This is a genomic window from Lactobacillus sp. ESL0677 (assembly GCF_029392875.1).
GTDB lineage: Bacteria > Bacillota > Bacilli > Lactobacillales > Lactobacillaceae > Lactobacillus.
Map to the genome: position 1 here is coordinate 1180444 of NZ_CP113946.1, position 16127 is coordinate 1196570.

A 16127-nucleotide genomic window follows, 5' to 3' on the forward strand; every position below is an offset into this window, starting at 1 on the left:
TGTTATTTACTCTCTTTCTTAAACATACCTGGAATAGTTTCTAGTAACTTCAAAACTCGTTTGTTAGTAATATTTTCCGGTTTGTAGTCTGTCCGCTTTGCTTCAATTGAACGATAGAAATTGTCGCCTTTTAGACGTTGTGTTCGGATAACCAGGTCACAATTACCGTTCACAATGTTATAGTATTTAGTTTTTAGTGACGGCTCATAAGATTTTCGCCCAGTCTTCTCATCCACATTAGTTAATTCACGACTAATGTAGATTACATTCATTGGTAATGCCTTTAAATCAATGACAAATTGCTGTAAAGCTGTATTAAACATTGCATAGCCTTTACCGTAAGGAATATCCGCTAATGCCTGAACACCATTGTCGAAGCAAATTGCCTGTTCAAACATGGTACAAATATCATCAATTACATCAATTACTACTGTTTCAAATTGGGGTTTAGTTTTATCTTGATTTTGTAAAGCTAGAATTACATCATCAATCTGCTTAATTGCTGATTGTCTTAATTCACCTTTTTCATTGCGTTCGTTTCTGATCTGAATACTCGGCGCTGAACCTTGTTCACTGTTACCGTCAGTATTCAAAACTAGCGGATTCGGGAAGAAACTAGCAAAATAACTTTTGCCTGACATTGTTGCTCCCCAGATAAAAAAGTTATGCGGTTGTGACTTGGGTTTTAGTGTTTCTACTTTTGGTAATGTAATCATTTGTTTACCTCCTGCACAATAAATACTTCGTTGGGATTTAAATCATCTTCAGAACCGTATTTAGCTCTTAATCGGTAATGCTTATATGGTCCTGTTTCTATTTTTCTTAAATAACCCCTGTCCAATAATTCTTTTAATAGTTCTTCTGAATTAAACTGTTTTAGATTCATTTCTTAATTAGTCCTTTCATCTTGCCTTGGAAATACACCCAGCCAGGTTTATAATCATGCAGTTTTGCATAAGCTTTTAGTTCTTTCATTGAATGCAATTCGTTTGGCTTTTTGTCAGCCACATTCTGCATCACATTATCATTAATAATTTCATCAATCTTATTTCTGCGTGCTTCAATTAAATCAATGTCGGCAACCCTTTTCGGTATAATCACTTTGACCGGATTACCGCAATATGGGCACTTACCATCTTTAACTGCACTTGGTCTAATTACTGCAAAACAGTAATCACACTGCACAATCTGCACAGTATTTTCAGTAGTAGCCTTGTGCTTACCTTTATCTTGGGTAATAATTGCTTGTTTCCAGTCGCGATCATCATCAGGATAACCAAATTTTTGAAAATTATTGGCGTGGTCAATAATGATTGCTGTCTTGCCAGGTCTAGGATTTAGGCACCGCATTGAGAACTGCAGGTACAGTGCTAGTGAAGTTGTTGGTCTTGCCATAATTACACAGTCAACATTTGGCAGGTCTATGCCTTCCGTAAACAGATTGACATTAACCAGAACTCGCAATTCTTGCTTGCGAAATTGCTTAACAATTCGGTCCCTAGATGATGCTTCTGTCTTACCATCAACTTCAGCTGCAGCAATTCCTGCTTCATTGAATTCTTTGGCTACATTGATTGCCGACTCAATTGAATAGGTATAAACCACTGCCTGCATTCCTTGAGCAATCCGTTGATACTGTTTAACAATATGACCATAAATTGTGGAACTCATTGCTTCATCCATCGACTTATTTGTATAGTCGCCAGTTGATGAACGCTTTAATTTACTGGCATCAAAATCATTAGGTGATTCAAAATATCTGAACGGTGCTAAATAACCATTTTCAGTCAATTCTTTAATTGATTGCCCCAGAATAATATCGTCAGCAACTTGGTCCAACTGCAGTCTGCCTGTTCTGACCGGTGTTGCAGTGAAGAATAAGACAAATGTTTTAGAAAACTTATTCAAAATATTTTGATAACTCTTAGCTAAGGCGTGGTGTCCTTCATCAATCAAAATCAGATTTGGAATTGGCAATTTATCAACCTTGCGAGTTAGTGTCTGCACCATGCCCATTGTGGCTAAATTAAGATTTACATCTTGCTTTTTAAAAGTTAATTCTGCTTGTTCTAGAACTTCTTTACGATGAATGATAAACATTACTCGATTGTTTTTTAAAGTTGTCCTGCGAGCAATTTCAGCCATGACTACAGTCTTACCAGTACGTGGTGGGCTCTGCACGATAATGTGTCGGTGTCCTGAATGCATTGATTTAATAATCTGCGCAATAAGATTAGTTTGATATTCTCTTAGTTGGTACATTTTGTCCCATCGCTAACTGAGTAACCTCTTTGATTGCTTGCTCAAACATTGCCTTCACGACATTCTGCCTGAATACTTCACTAGGTGATGCCGTGAAGTTTCCATCAAGACTTGGCTTCTGTTTTTCCAGCCATCTTTTAGCTGAAGCATAGGTTTTATTTTCTTTTAAGGCTGCAGCCACTAGCTCATCTGGCCAAACGCTGATTGCTGTTTCAGTAGTGTCCAGCCATTCTTTAAAATCAGTCATTGTCTGTGTCCTCCAAAGGCTTACTGAATGCATTCCATAAATCATTTGCAAGATCATAATTTGTATACTGAACACGCCCATTATTAAATAATTCTCCAAGCGCTTTTCTAAATTCTTTAAAGGTTACTGGTGTAGTTTCTTCTGTGCCGTCTAAAAACCATGCACCATGGAATTTATACAGGCTTGTTTCACCCATTTTAAAAATTCGCTTTTCTTCATAAGGAACTGCCATGTCCCAAATCTTTTGTTTTATTTCAGTTTCACTGAAAAAATAATTAATATCATCAAAATCAGCGCAGGATAATCGCTTTTTAAATAATTCTGACTTAGTAAAAGGTTCTGCATTACCTCCATCAAAATAAATTGTATTTTCAATAAAATTAATCGACCTACCATCAGATACCTTTAAAATTCGCTTTTCTGTCATTCTATAAATCCCCCATATACGTAACTTCAAACATTGATTCTGCCTGGTCCTTATACCAGTCTTCATCGTCATCTTCCATTAACATGTCGCTTAATATTTCTTTAGGGTCATTTTCATAACCTGCTTGAGCCATAAACTCTTTAGTTGTATCAGTTCTCATTGCAACGTAAAGTTGATCAACTAAGAATTCTTGAAAGGTTTCATAATCGCATTGCTCGCCGACAGTACAAAGCTTGTCGTTCCAATCAGTAACTTCATAAATGTTCTGTCCAGCATTTCGTGCCGTTATCTCATCTTCTCGCAGCCATCTTGCAGCTAATCGCTGACCTGCTGCATCTTTTACTTCCATGTGCTATAATTCTCCTGAATAGTTAATATTTCTAAGCCCACAATCACTGGTACTGATTGCGGACTTTTTGTTTACATGCCAATCTCTTTTACGTAAACGCTCGGACAAGTTGCCAGATAAGTCACTAACACTGCTAATGCAGGGACTAACAGAATAGTCCACAGGCTTGTTTGCTTTACGCTCAAATCGGTTCCTAAAAATCGATTTACCCATCTGTTCCACCTCCTTAACATCTTTCAATTACCTCGTGTTCTTTCATGTACTTATGCAGCACCCTGATGCTGTAACGTCTAACGCCATGAAAATCGCAAACTGGAATTTCATCTTTAACCCATCGCACAAATGTTGTTGTGCTGATGCCCATTAACTTTGCGGCATCTTTTTGATTCAAATATTCTGGCTTAATCATTTTTAGTCACCTCCTGTGATTATTTATGACCGATATTCATCCATAAACTCTTTTAAGTCTGCTGTTGAATATCGCTCGATTCCGTCAACAGTTGAAGACGGGATTGCGTGTTCTTTACGCAGTCTATAAAAAGTAGAACGGTTCACATCCAATTTGGCTGCAGCATGTGTTTTACTTAACCATCTGATGTCCATAACGGGCGTTTGACTCATGTTTTCAATTACCAAGTCTTGAACCATTGGCCTAAGCAGCTGTTTAAATTCTGTTTCGTTTATCAGGCTCATTTTTTACACCAGCTCTAACTGCTCACTGTTTAGCAGCTTATTGATGAAATACTTCTGTCCTTCACCAGTAACCATCGTGGTGTATGTGACATAAGTACTGCCATCAGGATTGCTCGAAGCCTTTTCTCTAACCTTAAACCAACCCTTATCAATCGAATGCTGCGTTGGTGTATTCCACAGTCTGCCACTTTTTTTGATCAAGTAGCCATGTTCTCTTAGCCAAGCAAATAATCTATTCTGACCAATATTCACGCCATTACCACGTAAAATTTTTGCAAGCTGACCAATTAAAATTGTTGTCTTACTAGTGGAAACCGCATCAGCAAAAATTGCTTTTGGCTTCATCTTTTCGTTTTCAATTCGTAGATGATTATTTTCATCTTGCAGAATGGCATAACCACGCTTGACAATTTCAGCAGGATCATTCCATTTTTTCTCAACTTCAATCAGATATTTGCGGTACTGCTTGCCCTTTTCTGTTCGGCTTAATAAGCAAAGTTGTTTTGCCATATCGATTGTTAAGGCATAGTCTGATTTTTGCTTAACACCGCCATTTGGCATGTTTACACTTACAGGTGAAAACACAAAATCTGTATTTTCTTCAAATTCTTTAAAATTTTGTTTTACCCAATCTGTAAACTGCTTCTTAATTTCTAATCCTTTATACAAATCTCTAGCACTAACTAATTGTTGGTCGCCTTCAACTTGCACTTTTATTAATTCCTGCATTATGTTTTCTTCTTTCTTGATATAATTAAGATAATAAGTGAGGTAATTATTTATGAATAATTTTTGGAGTATTCCAACATTTTGGACTTTATTAGCAATAATAATTTCTTTAATTTCTCTTTTATATACATTTTGGGCAAATAAGTATTCAATCGATATTAATGAACTATCTATACTGAATGACAGAAATCATGTTTTGATTAAATACAAAATATCGAATAATTCTGCAAAATATTTAAAAGTCTTAGATATTAAACTAATAAAAGATAAGCATTTAATTAATACAGTTGAATTAAATCCGTCAGCCTATGATGAACAAAGACGCCGTAAAAATGCTGCTATTTGGGCCAAAGATCATGGAATTAATAATCTAAACAGCCCTCTTAATCCGTATAGCTTTCCAGATTTAGATGTGCTTGATCCAAATAAAAAAGAAAAATATCGAATTTACAAACCGATTGTTCCTAAAGCCTTACCCCCTTACAGTGATTATGTGCTGAAATATTATATTTCTGATGTACCTGATCAAATAATCATTTATACTGATAAACATGTTGGACTTAAAAAATATAAATCATTCTCTACTGATGTGAATTAGTTCAACTAATATTGCTATATCTAATAGGCAATTTAAAATTGAAAAAAATAATTGCATTTTGCTTACCGCCTCTCTATGATCATTAAGTAGTCGCATTATTTTTGTAGAACGTTTTTACTTTAGAAACTACATCTTCAAAGTTTCCATAGGTAAAACCGTTCTTTTTTAGTTCGGCTATAATTGTGTTTGCTAATTTATCTTCGACTTCTTGGGTAACGCACTTTACTGTCTGTCCCATTAACCTCACTTTCTTTCTAATCTTCCATTCCTAAAATTTTATAAATTTTCTTTCTAGTTTCTACATCGCGTGGAGTTGTACCTCCATGAATGGCTTGGCTGACTATTGACCGATTTTTGTTAATCAATTCAGCCAAACTAGAAACGGTAAAGCCCTTATTAATCATTGCAGTCTTGATGTCGCGCTCAATCTGGAATGCTGCATTAGCTAAAACCTGCTCTGTTGGCATAATTTTCACTTCCTTTCTAAAAAATATACACAGCTCCTGCCAATTAATGAGACAATCATTAGTAGAAAGGAGGTGATTTAAAATGAAACTTAATAAAGAGTGTGTACGTAAAGTTCTTCTTTACATTGAAAAGAGCAATTACGGAGTTGCTATCGGATTTGATAATTTGGTCAACGACTTATCCAAATACGATAAAGATACAGTTTCATATACGTTACTTAAGTTAGAAGAAGCAAACTATATAAAAGCAAATCTTGACTCCGGAATGGCTGAAGACCATCGCATTATTTTATCCGGTGGCACTATCAATGAAATTACTTGGTCTGGGCATCAATTCTTAGATACTATTAGAGATCCTAAAATTTGGTCTAAGACTAAAGAAGTAGCAAATAAGCTAGAAGATATTTCAATAACTTTGCTATCCAAAATTGCAGTAACAGTTATTGAAGACGTAATCACTGGAAAAATCATTTTGTAGTATGTGCTTTTTGCTTAAGCTTGCGTTTTAATTCTCGTCTAGCATAGTGAATGAATAGTACAAAAATTACTATCGTAAACACTAATAGCACCGTTCCTATTCCCAGTAGGAATAGTGCTATTTTTGATTTCCAAACTAGATAAGCTATTAAAAACACCGAATCAAAAATAAATGAAATAACCACCCAAAAAAGTGCTACACATCCTTCTTCTTTTTTCATGTCCTCGCCTCCTTTCTATAAATCTGTTAATAATTCTGTCAATAAATTACTAAAACATATTGACAATTATTAGCGAAAACACTAATATAAAAGCGTAACAAATAAAGCAATTAAGGCGCATCCCCATGCAATTCTTAACACTTTTTTGTTTACTTAAAAACGTTAGTAATTTCGTTGACAAATATATTAAAGCGCGTTTTCGCTAAATAGTCAATAATATTTTAGCGAATTCACTAAAATATTTTGTCAAGGATTGGAGAAACCTTGATATGAATACATTCGAGCGAATAAAAGAATTGACTAAGCAACAACATTTAACTTTAGCAAAAGTGAACGAACAAGCTGGGATAGGTACAAATTCAATTTATCGTTGGAAAACGCAAACGCCAACCAGCGACAATTTGCAAAAGGTTGCCCAAGTCCTTCATACGTCCACAGATTATCTACTAGGTAATACTGATGACCCCTCACCTGTTTCGAAGAAGGAGCAGAATCCCTTTGTCGATATTGCAGACGATGAAAAAATCTATGCTTATCGTGGTAAGCCTATTCCCAAGGAGTACTTAGACGTTATCCGCAGTTTAATGGATTCAGACATTAAAAAAGGTAAAGACAGATAAAATGAATGATTTAATATCTTATCTTTTAAATTACGCCTTTGACCATGGAATTAGTTACTCGCTAGTTTACGAAGATCCAGATTACCCTTCAGCAGCTTTTCCAGAAAAAAGATTTATTGTAATCAATATGAATTGTAAAAATCCCAAAGAATTACCGTTCATCATCGGCCATGAAATTGGCCATATTATGAACGGCGATGATGGACTGCAATTTTACTGCGATACTGTTTCAACTTCAGTTGAACATCATGCCGATCTAAAGTCATTAAAAGTGATTTTTGATTATGCAGCATTACAATATGATAGCTTCAATGAACCTATTCAGTTTATGCAGCAATATGGCATACCCTACCGTATGCTTAACGACACTGCAAAATTGTTTAGAGACAATGACGATTTATTTTTTTAATTCACTAAAAAAGTCCTCTGCTTAATGCAAAAGACTCTATGAAAGGAAGCGAATAAAATGTCCGACAATAATTTACGTTCGTATACACCCAGTAAACATCAACAACATTCAACCAAAAAGCTAACAACTGGGAATGGGACTAATCCTAACAAGTCAACTCCTAAGCCAAAAAAGTAATTAATTTACTTGGGACATAATACTATCATAATAAATTTTTGCTTTAAATTGATATGTTGATAAATATTATAGCTCTTAAATTTTGTATCTTTATCAGCCTGAATATTATGTTCCATTTCTTTATAGCTAGGCTGAGTTTCTCCCTCTATATCATTGAATGGTATTAAATTTAAAGAATAGTTACCATCTGTGTCATCGGAGAACCTTTCAGCCTGACCAAATCCTATCGGATTCTTTTCTAAATCATACAAGTATACTGCTGGCGCCTCTTTACCTTCATTAGCAAAGAAAGACCATGGCTCGCCTTGAGTAATTGAAGTATTTTGATTGGCATTTAGTATCAGGTTAATCAGCCAATAGACTAACTTGGTGACAGGTTTACCAAAAATAAGTGTAACCAGAAAAGTTAAACCAAAAGTTATAATCATTGTCGCTATTATTAGCCAATTACCATTTAACCAAGTGTGCAATAATTGCTGAATTCCTAAATAAAAAGCAAAGTCTGGTATTGAACATAACAGTGATGAAAATAATATTTCACTTTGACTTTTACTAGTTGTATCTCTCAGGCCTAGCTTATCAACAACCCAAAAGTTTATGTAGCCTAAGCCACCGGCTGTTAAGAGCGTGGCTACTAATTGATTAATGTTATTCATAGTTTATCCTCCATCACTATTATACTCAAAACATCAAACGAGTGTTTGCATGAAAGGGAATTAATTAAATGTCGACTGAAGAAAGATTAAATACTGTACTTGAAAAGATAAGAACCTATCAATTGGATCACGGCGATTCTGCTGATGATGTTGGTGACCTTCCTGAAGATTTAGAATCTGAATTTGAAGAAGCCTTAAGTGACTACCAAATAGATCACCCAGGATCCTCTATGAATTAACAAAAGATAAGAGTTATGAAAGGATTTTTTTCTGGCATTTGGACCGTATTCGGATTAATTTGTTTATGGATTTTTTACATGATATTTTCAATTAATTGGGTTCATGTAATTGAATTTGTAATTGTGCTATTTATCATAATTTGCATAATAGACCATTATCGAGACAAAAAATGCGTGAAAAATTCTAGTTAACTATTATGTCCACAAAGCCAGTGACAATAAACCTACGGCGATGTTTTTGAAGGAGTTTTTGTATGAAAACTACAAAGTTAACAGTCGGAATAATACAGATGATACTTGCAGCATTTATTTTGCTACAGTCATGTGCAGTTGGTACATCACACGCATTTGAGAATAAGACTAGTGATGCTGGCGGAACGGCAGGATTATTCGTGGCAATTTTGTTTTTAGCAACCGGTATTGTTTATGTTGCTTCTCGTAAAAGTCAAAAACTTGGCGGTGATATTGCAGGATTAATTATGATGTTGATTGCTTGGATCATGGGAATCACTAATGCTCATGATTATGGTGATTTACAAATCTGGGGTTGGCTTGCATTTATCATCGGTGTCGGTTTCTTTGTATGGCATTTAATTGCTAATAAAAAAGCAAAAAATAATAACGCTAAATAATAATCATTAAACAAAAAATCAGTAAAGAATTCTGTCGGCAAACTTCATTCTTTACTGATTAATCAAATATTGCGCTATTTGTGCGCTCAAATCTTATTTTATCACAATAAGGAGGATTTTGTTATGCCTAAAAGATTGAATAAGGAGATCAAAGAATATAGCCTCAAATCCGGTAAAAAAAGATGGAAGTTTCAAACTTATTTAGGACAAGATGCAAATGGTAAGCGCATCAGCGTGACACGTCAAGGCTTTAAGAATTATACCGAAGCTATCTCAGCTTATAATAAGCTAAAGCTTCAGGGTTCTGAAAATCATTACAAGCGGCCTAATCAGATTAAAACCGATGAAATGTATCAAATTTGGTTTGAAGATTACAAAGGTCAGGTCAAAGAATCATCAGCCAATAAGAATTATGAAGTTTATAAAAATCATGTACAGCCAATCTTTGGCAACATTTACATGGATAAAATTCAAGTTAAAGATGTACAGCACTTTGCTAATGAAAAAGCAAAACAAATTGTTAAATATAAGGATGCTGTTAGACAATTAAATATTTTGTTTGAATATGCTATCAGATTTGGTTATGTGCAAGATAATCCTGTTAAGCGAATAATTATGCCTAAGAAGACTTCTCGGCCTCGTAGGGACGTAAAACATAATGTTTACACCAGAAAAGAATTAACTGACTTTTTAACTGCGGCAGAAGAATATGGATTACGGGCTTATACATACTTTAAAATAATCTCATCAACTGGCTTGCGTAAATCCGAAGCTTTAGCTCTAACTTGGAAAGACATTAATCTAAAGCAAAATAAAATCGACGTAAATAAGACGCTTGCTTACGGTTACAATAGTAAATTATTAGTTCAAAAGCCCAAGAGTCAAATGTCAATTAGGACTTTACCGATTAATCCTAATCTAAAAGATGTTTTAATCAAATACCGTGAGCACGAATTAAACCAGCCTTTAGTTTGTGATAAATTATTTCATACTTTTAATGGCGCATATTTAAGACTCAGCAAACCAGATCAATGGTTACAAGCAATATACAAAAAGAACCCGAAATTAAAGCATATAACCCTACATGGATTTCGTCACACTTTTGCAACTTTGTTAATTAGTGAAACCAATGTTAAGCCTAAAACAGTCCAAATGCTAATGGGTCATGAAACGATCACTATGACTATGGACATTTACACGCATCTTACAAATAAAAACAAAAAAGATGCTAGGGATGCAGTCAATTTCCTTAATATCTAGTAAGCAATCTTTAAAACTTTATTCTGTGCTTTTTCTGTGGAATTAAATTTTTGAGTCTGAAATCCCTTAATATAAGCGATAATTGAGTAAATAAAGGAGACCTGTACTCTCCTTAAATATAGGTAGATAAATACTGATATAACAGCGTTTATTAAGAGCACTGCACGCTAAATGCATGCCAAACCAAAAAAAGCAGTTTCTTTTATGAAATTGCTTTTTTTCTGTTCAAATTTATTAATTATTTGTTTAACTCATTTTCACGTTGCGCTAAATAATCTTCAATATTTTTCAATGTCCTCCTCAATGGCTAAATTTAAAATAAAACTGTTTGCTACGTTATTTTCTCTCTATTTTTACAAAATAGTTACAAAAAATGCTGATTTCTTAAGTTTTATTCAAGACCAGCTTTAAACGGTACATACCAGCCTTAAAATGCTGATAAAATAGCTCTAGTAAGTATTTCTAGGTAGTGATTTATATATGCAAACAAGTATTTGGTTTGCGGTGCTGTCCGCTCTTATTTTGCTAATTCTTATTGTTAACATTCGCAATTCACGTCGCTTCAATCTCTTTGATCATTGGCTGCATCACAAGTTAGTCAGAAACCACGATGGTTTCAGTTGGCAAATCGTTGCGTTTATTAACGATCCTAAGTTAATGGTAGTTTGGGACATTTTGCTTGCAAGCTTTCTCATTAATGAAGAAAGAAATATCATTGCACTTTGGGTAATTGCCACATTGGGTTTTACTGATATTACGGGAATTTTACTCAAGCGTTGGATGCATCGCAAGCGCCCGATTGAACATTCTGATTTAGAGGATGGCTATAGTTTTCCTAGTGGCCATGTCTTGGGAGCCACTTGCATGGTACTAATTATCCTGCAGGTTTTCGGCAAGAAACTTGCTAGTTGGCTAGTTATTGCATTAGGAATAATTTGGTTAATGGTTGTCATTTCCCGCTTAAGCCTTAAGGCACATTATCCTTCTGACATTATTGGTGCAACGAGCTTAGCCATCTTTTGTTTTACAATTTCACAGCAAATATTATTAGCCATTATTTAAAAAAGGCAGGTTTCAATTCGAAACCTGTCTTTTTTTGCTTTATAAATCTTCAAAACCAATCATTAATCCGCCCTTTTCAGCGTAAAAGGTACATAAACCCTTCATCGAGCGAATAATTACTTGAGCTTGAGGATATAGCTCAATAATCTTTTCTTTAAGTATCTTGGCGTCCTTTTCATTCTTGCAGTGATCAATAATTACTTGTCCACCCTGATATTTCATTTCAGTCATGCGCTTAATAACTTCTTTCAGCGCCCGCTTCATCCCTCGGACTTTTGCTAGTGGTTCTAATTTGCCTTCCTCGCTGGCAGTACCAACAAGGTCAATCTTCAGCATACGCGCAACCTTAGCAACAGCAGGACTAACACGGCCATTTAGCGATAAATTATGCAATGATTGCAAAATAAATAACAAATGGGTATGCGTTTTATATTCCGAAATTTTTTGTTCTAAATCAACAAATCGCAATTTGCCATTAATCAATCGCTTAATTTCATTTAAAATAACAGACATTTCGGGACCAGCAGAACGAGAATCTACTACAATTACGTGACTGTTAGGATGTTTCTTTTCATACATCTCTTTTGCTTGAAACGCTGAAGAAAAACTGCCACTAAGACCGCTAGTAATCGTCATTAAAACTGCCCGATTACTGCCCTCTAATGCCTCAAGCCATTCATTAATGCTTGGACAAGATGTCTTACCAGCCTCAGTGTTCTTCGCCATCTCGGCAATTAGCTGATCAATGTCAAGTTGCTCGCCGTCAATAAAGTCTTGCCCAGCAATAGTCATTGTCAGTGGCACTACTTGTACCATTTGGTCGGTATTTTCGTTGGCACTAGAATCAATTATTAATTTTACTTCTTCCATTTATTGATACATCCTTAAATTAAATACAAAGTCAATTTATGAATTAGATTATATAGATAAATAATAAAGCAAAACCGCCAAAAAAGCGATTAAAAATTTTTAATTTTAGAAATCGCTTTCAAATGTTTACAGAATCACAAAGTTAGGCTAAAATTTGTCATGTAGAGATGGAGCCAGTGCTCCAGCTAATGTATGTACAAAAAAGTTGTACAGCATTTATTATTCTAGGAGGTTTTTAGATGTTAAAATCAGTCATTGAAAATGTTCATGCACTGGAAATCTACGATTCACGTGGTAACCCAACTGTTGAGGCTTTTGTTACCCTTTCAAACGGTATCGTAGGAAAGGCTGAAGTTCCATCAGGTGCTTCAACTGGTGAAAATGAAGCCGTTGAATTGCGTGACGGTGGCAGTCGTGTTGGTGGTAAAGGTGTTTCTAAGGCTGTTAACAATGTTAACACTAAAATTGCTGAAGCCTTAAAGGGCTTAGATCCTCACGACCAAGCAAATATTGATCGCGTTATGATCGAATTAGACGGTACACCAAACAAGGCTACTCTTGGTGCTAATGCTATCTTAGGTGTCTCAATGGCTACTGCTGTTGCTGCTGCTAAAGACAGCCATCAACCACTTTACAGATACCTTGGCGGAACTGATCTTGAAATGCCACAAACATTCCATAACGTTATTAACGGTGGTGAACATGCTGACAACGGTATCGATGTTCAAGAATTCATGATTACCCCAGTTAAGAAGACTTCATTCCGTGATGGTTTTGAAAAGATTGTTAATACTTACCACACTTTGAAGAAAGTTCTTGAAGACATGGGTTACGAAACTGGCCTCGGTGACGAAGGTGGTTTTGCTCCTAACATGAAGAGTTCAGAAGAAGCTTTGAAGGCTTTACACGAAGCAATCATTAAGGCTGGTTACAAACCAGGCGAAGATATTGCTATCGCTTGTGACTGTGCTGCTTCATACTTCTACAATAAAGAAGACAAGAAGTACCACTTTGAAGGTAAAGTTCTTGATGATCAAGAATTGTCAGATTACTACGACAAGTTGCTTGGTGAATTCCCAGAATTAATCTCAATCGAAGACCCATACGACGAAAACGACGTTGACGGTATGATTAAGTTTACTGAAACTCACAAGGACAGAATTCAAATTGTTTTAGATGACTTTATTTGTACTAACCCTAAGCTTTTAACTAAGGCTATCAAGGAAGGTGCTGGTAATGCTTCATTAATCAAGTTGAACCAAATCGGTACTGTAACTGAAACTTTGGAAACTATTCGTCTTTCACGTAAGAATGGTTACAACACTATGATTTCTCACCGTTCAGGTGAAACTGGTGACACCTTCATCGCTGACTTTGCTGTTGCTGTTAACGGTGGTCAATTGAAGACTGGTGCTCCAGCTCGTTCAGAACGTGTTGAAAAGTACAACCGTTTGCTTGAAATCGAAGAAGAACTTGGTGAAGGTGAACGACTTGCCTTCTTCCCAGACAGCGTTGACAAAGACTAATATATATAGTTTAAAAATGTCTACGAAAAATTGATTTCTTAGGCAAAAAAATATAGATCAAGAATTCCTTTTGGAAAAATCTTGATCTATTTTTTTACTGTTTTTTCTGTAAAAAAGCCCTACTGGCTTTCTTCCACGTTAATATTTTGAATAGTTACTTATTTGGCCTTGCTTAATGCATCTTTGACGGCATCTTTTAAGCCGCGACTGGTATTAGAGGCCCCTGAAATTGCATCAACATCAACAGAATTTTCTTGAACCATTTTTTGTGGTAATTCTTTAACCGCCTTTAAACCATAATCATTCGATTCGGCTTGCTTCAAGACTTCAATGTTTTCTAAATCTTTTCCATTAGAAGTGGTAACTCGGACAACAATCTCATCGCCCATACCTTGATTTGACTTACCAATATATTGGTTAGGGCCTACTGGATAATCTTCCTTTTTTATATCAGAAGTTAGGGCTTCTGATAGCTTAGGTGGCAGCGGTGTATCTTGCTCATTATCAACACAAAGTCCGCCACAATTGCCATCATCCTTTGGATGAGCCGCATTTTGACCAGCAATTTTACCAAAGATTAAGCAATCACCAAGGTCAGAACCGCCTTGATATAAGTTAGACATGTTACTGCCCAACTCACCTGCACCATATAAGTGTGGAATTGGCTTATGGTCAGGATCAAGAATTTCTGCCCGGGCATTTCTTCTTGGACCGGCTTCTGACCAACCAATTGTTTGTACAAGTGGAACTGCGTAATATGGGCCTGTCTTGTCAAATGCAGTTAAAGTTTCTGGAGCACGATGAAAAGCATAATCATATTGATTTTCTGCAAACAAGTTAAATTCGTCAATTGTCTGCTGTAATTTTTCAACAGTTACGCCCATTTTTTCTGCCAATTCAGCTACGGTATCACCTTTAATAACCGAATTAAGAGCTTTATTATCAGGGAACGTGTCAATCTTGCTAATCTTATCGTATTGCTTTTGGTCAAAGACAAAGTACGGGTGAATTGGATTTAATGGCTTATACCATGAACCGTGATTTTCAACATAACCTTCACGTGCCCCTTGATCTTCTTTAAAGTAACGCGTACCGTCATCACCCACAGTAAAGATACTGCCAGTATAGAAAATGGGGTTGCCCATGTAAAATGGTGCGCGCTTCATTCCTGGTTCATAAAATGCAAATGCTTGTTGCATCCCACCAGCTGCGTACATTGACATATGCCACATATCTGCACCAGCTTCATGAGCTAGGTCAATTCCTTTACCTTTATTGTACAAAGTTCCCAATGGAACTAACTTATTAGAACCGATATAGTCTTGTACCTTTTGCGGATTGTTTTCAATCCCACCGGTTGTTAGTACAACACCATTTTTAGCATAAATATTTAGTAGAACATGATCACGTTCAATTTGCGCACCAACAATCTTTTTGTTTGGTAATTGCAATAAATGCTTAACAGGTGAAGAGTACCAAACATCAATTTGATCACTACGGTCTAAAACATTTTGTCTTAATACATTCCATAATGAAGCATTAAAAATTCCTGGCTTTAAAGTAATCATATCATAGCTCTTAGCACCTGGAAGATCAGGATGGTCAGCAATTACAGCATCATCTGGAAGTCCTAAAATGGTCTTATAACTTACTGGATTAGCCACACCTAAATATTTCTTGAAATATTCTTTCATGTGAGTAATACCATCTACTACCGTATTTTCAATTTCTGGATCAATTTCAAAATATTGTGCTAAATGCTCGTAGTAGTTACGATAATCAGCTTCATCACTGCTATAACCAACAAGTTCAGCGGCATATCTAGTGTTACCACCTTCACGACCCTCTGGAGCTGAATCAACAATTAAAACTTTAGCGCCGTTATCTGCAGCAAACCTTGCGGCAGTGGCACCAGCACCACCAAAGCCTAAAACAACCACATCGTAGCTTGCGTCATAATATGTATTTTTATTTACAATCATTATTTTCACCTCGATTAATAAAGAGCCTTACTTTGTTAGATAACTCTCGATTACGTAATATAGATCTTCTTAAAATTCAATATCACTAACAATATTTTTAAATTTAAATCATTTCTATAATAATCAAAATTTAAGTAACTATCTCTTTTAGCTAAACGTAGCTTATCATATAATCGCTTACATTTAAATGAAATTTAATATATTTTAAAAATCTTGATTAATTT

The 16127-nt window shown here is 35.4% G+C and carries 24 protein-coding genes; 9 read left to right on the top strand and 15 right to left on the bottom strand.

The window, feature by feature from the left end; genetic code table 11:
• Positions 1-2: 2 nt before the first annotated feature.
• From OZX76_RS05720 to OZX76_RS05765, 10 genes are read right to left on the bottom strand one after another with little or no spacing between them, the layout of a single operon-like run.
• Positions 3-716: an AAA family ATPase gene (locus OZX76_RS05720; RefSeq protein ID WP_277178594.1), complete on the bottom strand. Its 714-nt coding sequence runs from the start codon at positions 714-716 to the stop codon at positions 3-5.
• On the bottom strand, positions 713-886 hold the full coding sequence (locus OZX76_RS05725; protein ID WP_277178596.1) for a hypothetical protein: 174 nt from the start codon (positions 884-886) through the stop codon (positions 713-715). The genes OZX76_RS05720 and OZX76_RS05725 overlap by 4 nt, the downstream gene beginning before the upstream one ends.
• Positions 883-2262, bottom strand: coding sequence for a DEAD/DEAH box helicase (locus tag OZX76_RS05730; protein ID WP_277178598.1), 1380 nt, complete (start codon positions 2260-2262; stop codon positions 883-885). Before OZX76_RS05730 ends, OZX76_RS05725 begins: the two co-directional genes overlap by 4 nt.
• Positions 2234-2509 carry a hypothetical protein gene (locus tag OZX76_RS05735; RefSeq protein WP_277178600.1) on the bottom strand — a complete coding sequence of 92 codons (276 nt, stop codon included), beginning with the start codon at positions 2507-2509 and terminating at the stop codon, positions 2234-2236. Before OZX76_RS05735 ends, OZX76_RS05730 begins: the two co-directional genes overlap by 29 nt.
• Entirely contained in the window at positions 2502-2936 is a 435-nt protein-coding gene (locus tag OZX76_RS05740) for a hypothetical protein (protein ID WP_277178602.1), read from the bottom strand. Before OZX76_RS05740 ends, OZX76_RS05735 begins: the two co-directional genes overlap by 8 nt.
• Position 2937: 1 nt before the next feature.
• Positions 2938-3285 (bottom strand): hypothetical protein, encoded by a 348-nt coding sequence (locus tag OZX76_RS05745; protein WP_277178604.1) that lies wholly within the window; start codon positions 3283-3285, stop codon positions 2938-2940.
• Positions 3286-3288: 3 nt separating this feature from the next.
• On the bottom strand, positions 3289-3498 hold the full coding sequence (locus OZX76_RS05750; protein WP_277178606.1) for a hypothetical protein: 210 nt from the start codon (positions 3496-3498) through the stop codon (positions 3289-3291).
• 13 nt (positions 3499-3511) lie between these two features.
• Positions 3512-3694, bottom strand: a complete 183-nt coding sequence (locus OZX76_RS05755) for a hypothetical protein (protein WP_277178607.1) — start codon at positions 3692-3694, stop codon at positions 3512-3514.
• 23 nt (positions 3695-3717) lie between these two features.
• A complete protein-coding gene (locus OZX76_RS05760) occupies positions 3718-3978 on the bottom strand; it encodes a helix-turn-helix domain-containing protein (RefSeq protein WP_277178609.1) in 261 nt (86 codons plus the stop codon).
• Between the two features lie 3 nt (positions 3979-3981).
• The gene (locus OZX76_RS05765) at positions 3982-4707 is read right to left on the bottom strand and encodes a phage antirepressor KilAC domain-containing protein (RefSeq protein ID WP_277178611.1); all 726 of its coding nucleotides are present in this window, start codon (positions 4705-4707) and stop codon (positions 3982-3984) included.
• 52 nt (positions 4708-4759) lie between these two features.
• On the opposite strand from OZX76_RS05765, the gene OZX76_RS05770 reads away from it, so the two are divergent.
• The gene (locus OZX76_RS05770) at positions 4760-5305 is read left to right on the top strand and encodes a hypothetical protein (protein WP_277178614.1); all 546 of its coding nucleotides are present in this window, start codon (positions 4760-4762) and stop codon (positions 5303-5305) included.
• A 254-nt stretch (positions 5306-5559) separates the two neighbouring features.
• Here OZX76_RS05770 and OZX76_RS05775 read toward each other — a convergent pair whose 3' ends face one another.
• A complete protein-coding gene (locus OZX76_RS05775; RefSeq protein WP_277178615.1) occupies positions 5560-5772 on the bottom strand; it encodes a transcriptional regulator in 213 nt (70 codons plus the stop codon).
• Between the two features lie 82 nt (positions 5773-5854).
• Here OZX76_RS05775 and OZX76_RS05780 point away from each other — a divergent pair, with 82 nt between their 5' ends.
• Positions 5855-6250, top strand: a complete 396-nt coding sequence (locus tag OZX76_RS05780; RefSeq protein WP_277178617.1) for a DUF2513 domain-containing protein — start codon at positions 5855-5857, stop codon at positions 6248-6250.
• Here OZX76_RS05780 and OZX76_RS05785 read toward each other — a convergent pair.
• Complete coding sequence (locus OZX76_RS05785) at positions 6240-6470, bottom strand: hypothetical protein (protein ID WP_277178619.1); 231 nt, start codon at positions 6468-6470, stop codon at positions 6240-6242. The two genes, OZX76_RS05780 and OZX76_RS05785, sit on opposite strands and share 11 nt — an antisense overlap.
• A 269-nt stretch (positions 6471-6739) precedes the next feature.
• Between OZX76_RS05785 and OZX76_RS05790 the strand changes: the two genes are divergently transcribed.
• On the top strand, positions 6740-7090 hold the full coding sequence (locus tag OZX76_RS05790) for a helix-turn-helix transcriptional regulator (protein WP_277178621.1): 351 nt from the start codon (positions 6740-6742) through the stop codon (positions 7088-7090).
• Position 7091: 1 nt separating this feature from the next.
• Positions 7092-7499, top strand: coding sequence for a M48 family metalloprotease (locus OZX76_RS05795; protein ID WP_277178623.1), 408 nt, complete (start codon positions 7092-7094; stop codon positions 7497-7499).
• A gap of 182 nt (positions 7500-7681) precedes the next feature.
• Here OZX76_RS05795 and OZX76_RS05800 read toward each other — a convergent pair whose 3' ends face one another.
• Positions 7682-8332, bottom strand: coding sequence for a hypothetical protein (locus tag OZX76_RS05800; RefSeq protein WP_277178625.1), 651 nt, complete (start codon positions 8330-8332; stop codon positions 7682-7684).
• A 68-nt stretch (positions 8333-8400) separates the two neighbouring features.
• On the opposite strand from OZX76_RS05800, the gene OZX76_RS05805 reads away from it, so the two are divergent.
• From OZX76_RS05805 to OZX76_RS05820, 4 genes are all read left to right on the top strand, one after another.
• A complete protein-coding gene (locus tag OZX76_RS05805) occupies positions 8401-8571 on the top strand; it encodes a hypothetical protein (protein WP_277178627.1) in 171 nt (56 codons plus the stop codon).
• 254 nt (positions 8572-8825) lie between these two features.
• A complete protein-coding gene (locus tag OZX76_RS05810) occupies positions 8826-9203 on the top strand; it encodes a hypothetical protein (RefSeq protein WP_277178629.1) in 378 nt (125 codons plus the stop codon).
• A 123-nt stretch (positions 9204-9326) separates the two neighbouring features.
• Complete coding sequence (locus OZX76_RS05815) at positions 9327-10463, top strand: site-specific integrase (protein WP_277178631.1); 1137 nt, start codon at positions 9327-9329, stop codon at positions 10461-10463.
• A gap of 480 nt (positions 10464-10943) precedes the next feature.
• Positions 10944-11525, top strand: a complete 582-nt coding sequence (locus tag OZX76_RS05820; RefSeq protein WP_277178633.1) for a phosphatase PAP2 family protein — start codon at positions 10944-10946, stop codon at positions 11523-11525.
• A 39-nt stretch (positions 11526-11564) separates the two neighbouring features.
• Here the strand turns inward: OZX76_RS05820 and OZX76_RS05825 are convergent, their stop codons facing one another.
• A complete protein-coding gene (locus tag OZX76_RS05825) occupies positions 11565-12395 on the bottom strand; it encodes a DegV family protein (RefSeq protein ID WP_277178635.1) in 831 nt (276 codons plus the stop codon).
• 239 nt (positions 12396-12634) lie between these two features.
• Between OZX76_RS05825 and eno the strand changes: the two genes are divergently transcribed.
• Positions 12635-13921 carry a phosphopyruvate hydratase gene (gene eno, locus OZX76_RS05830; protein WP_277178637.1) on the top strand — a complete coding sequence of 429 codons (1287 nt, stop codon included), beginning with the start codon at positions 12635-12637 and terminating at the stop codon, positions 13919-13921.
• A 158-nt stretch (positions 13922-14079) separates the two neighbouring features.
• On the opposite strand, the gene OZX76_RS05835 is transcribed toward eno, so the two are convergent.
• Positions 14080-15903: an FAD-binding protein gene (locus OZX76_RS05835; RefSeq protein ID WP_277178639.1), complete on the bottom strand. Its 1824-nt coding sequence runs from the start codon at positions 15901-15903 to the stop codon at positions 14080-14082.
• Between the last annotated feature and the right edge of the window lie 224 nt (positions 15904-16127).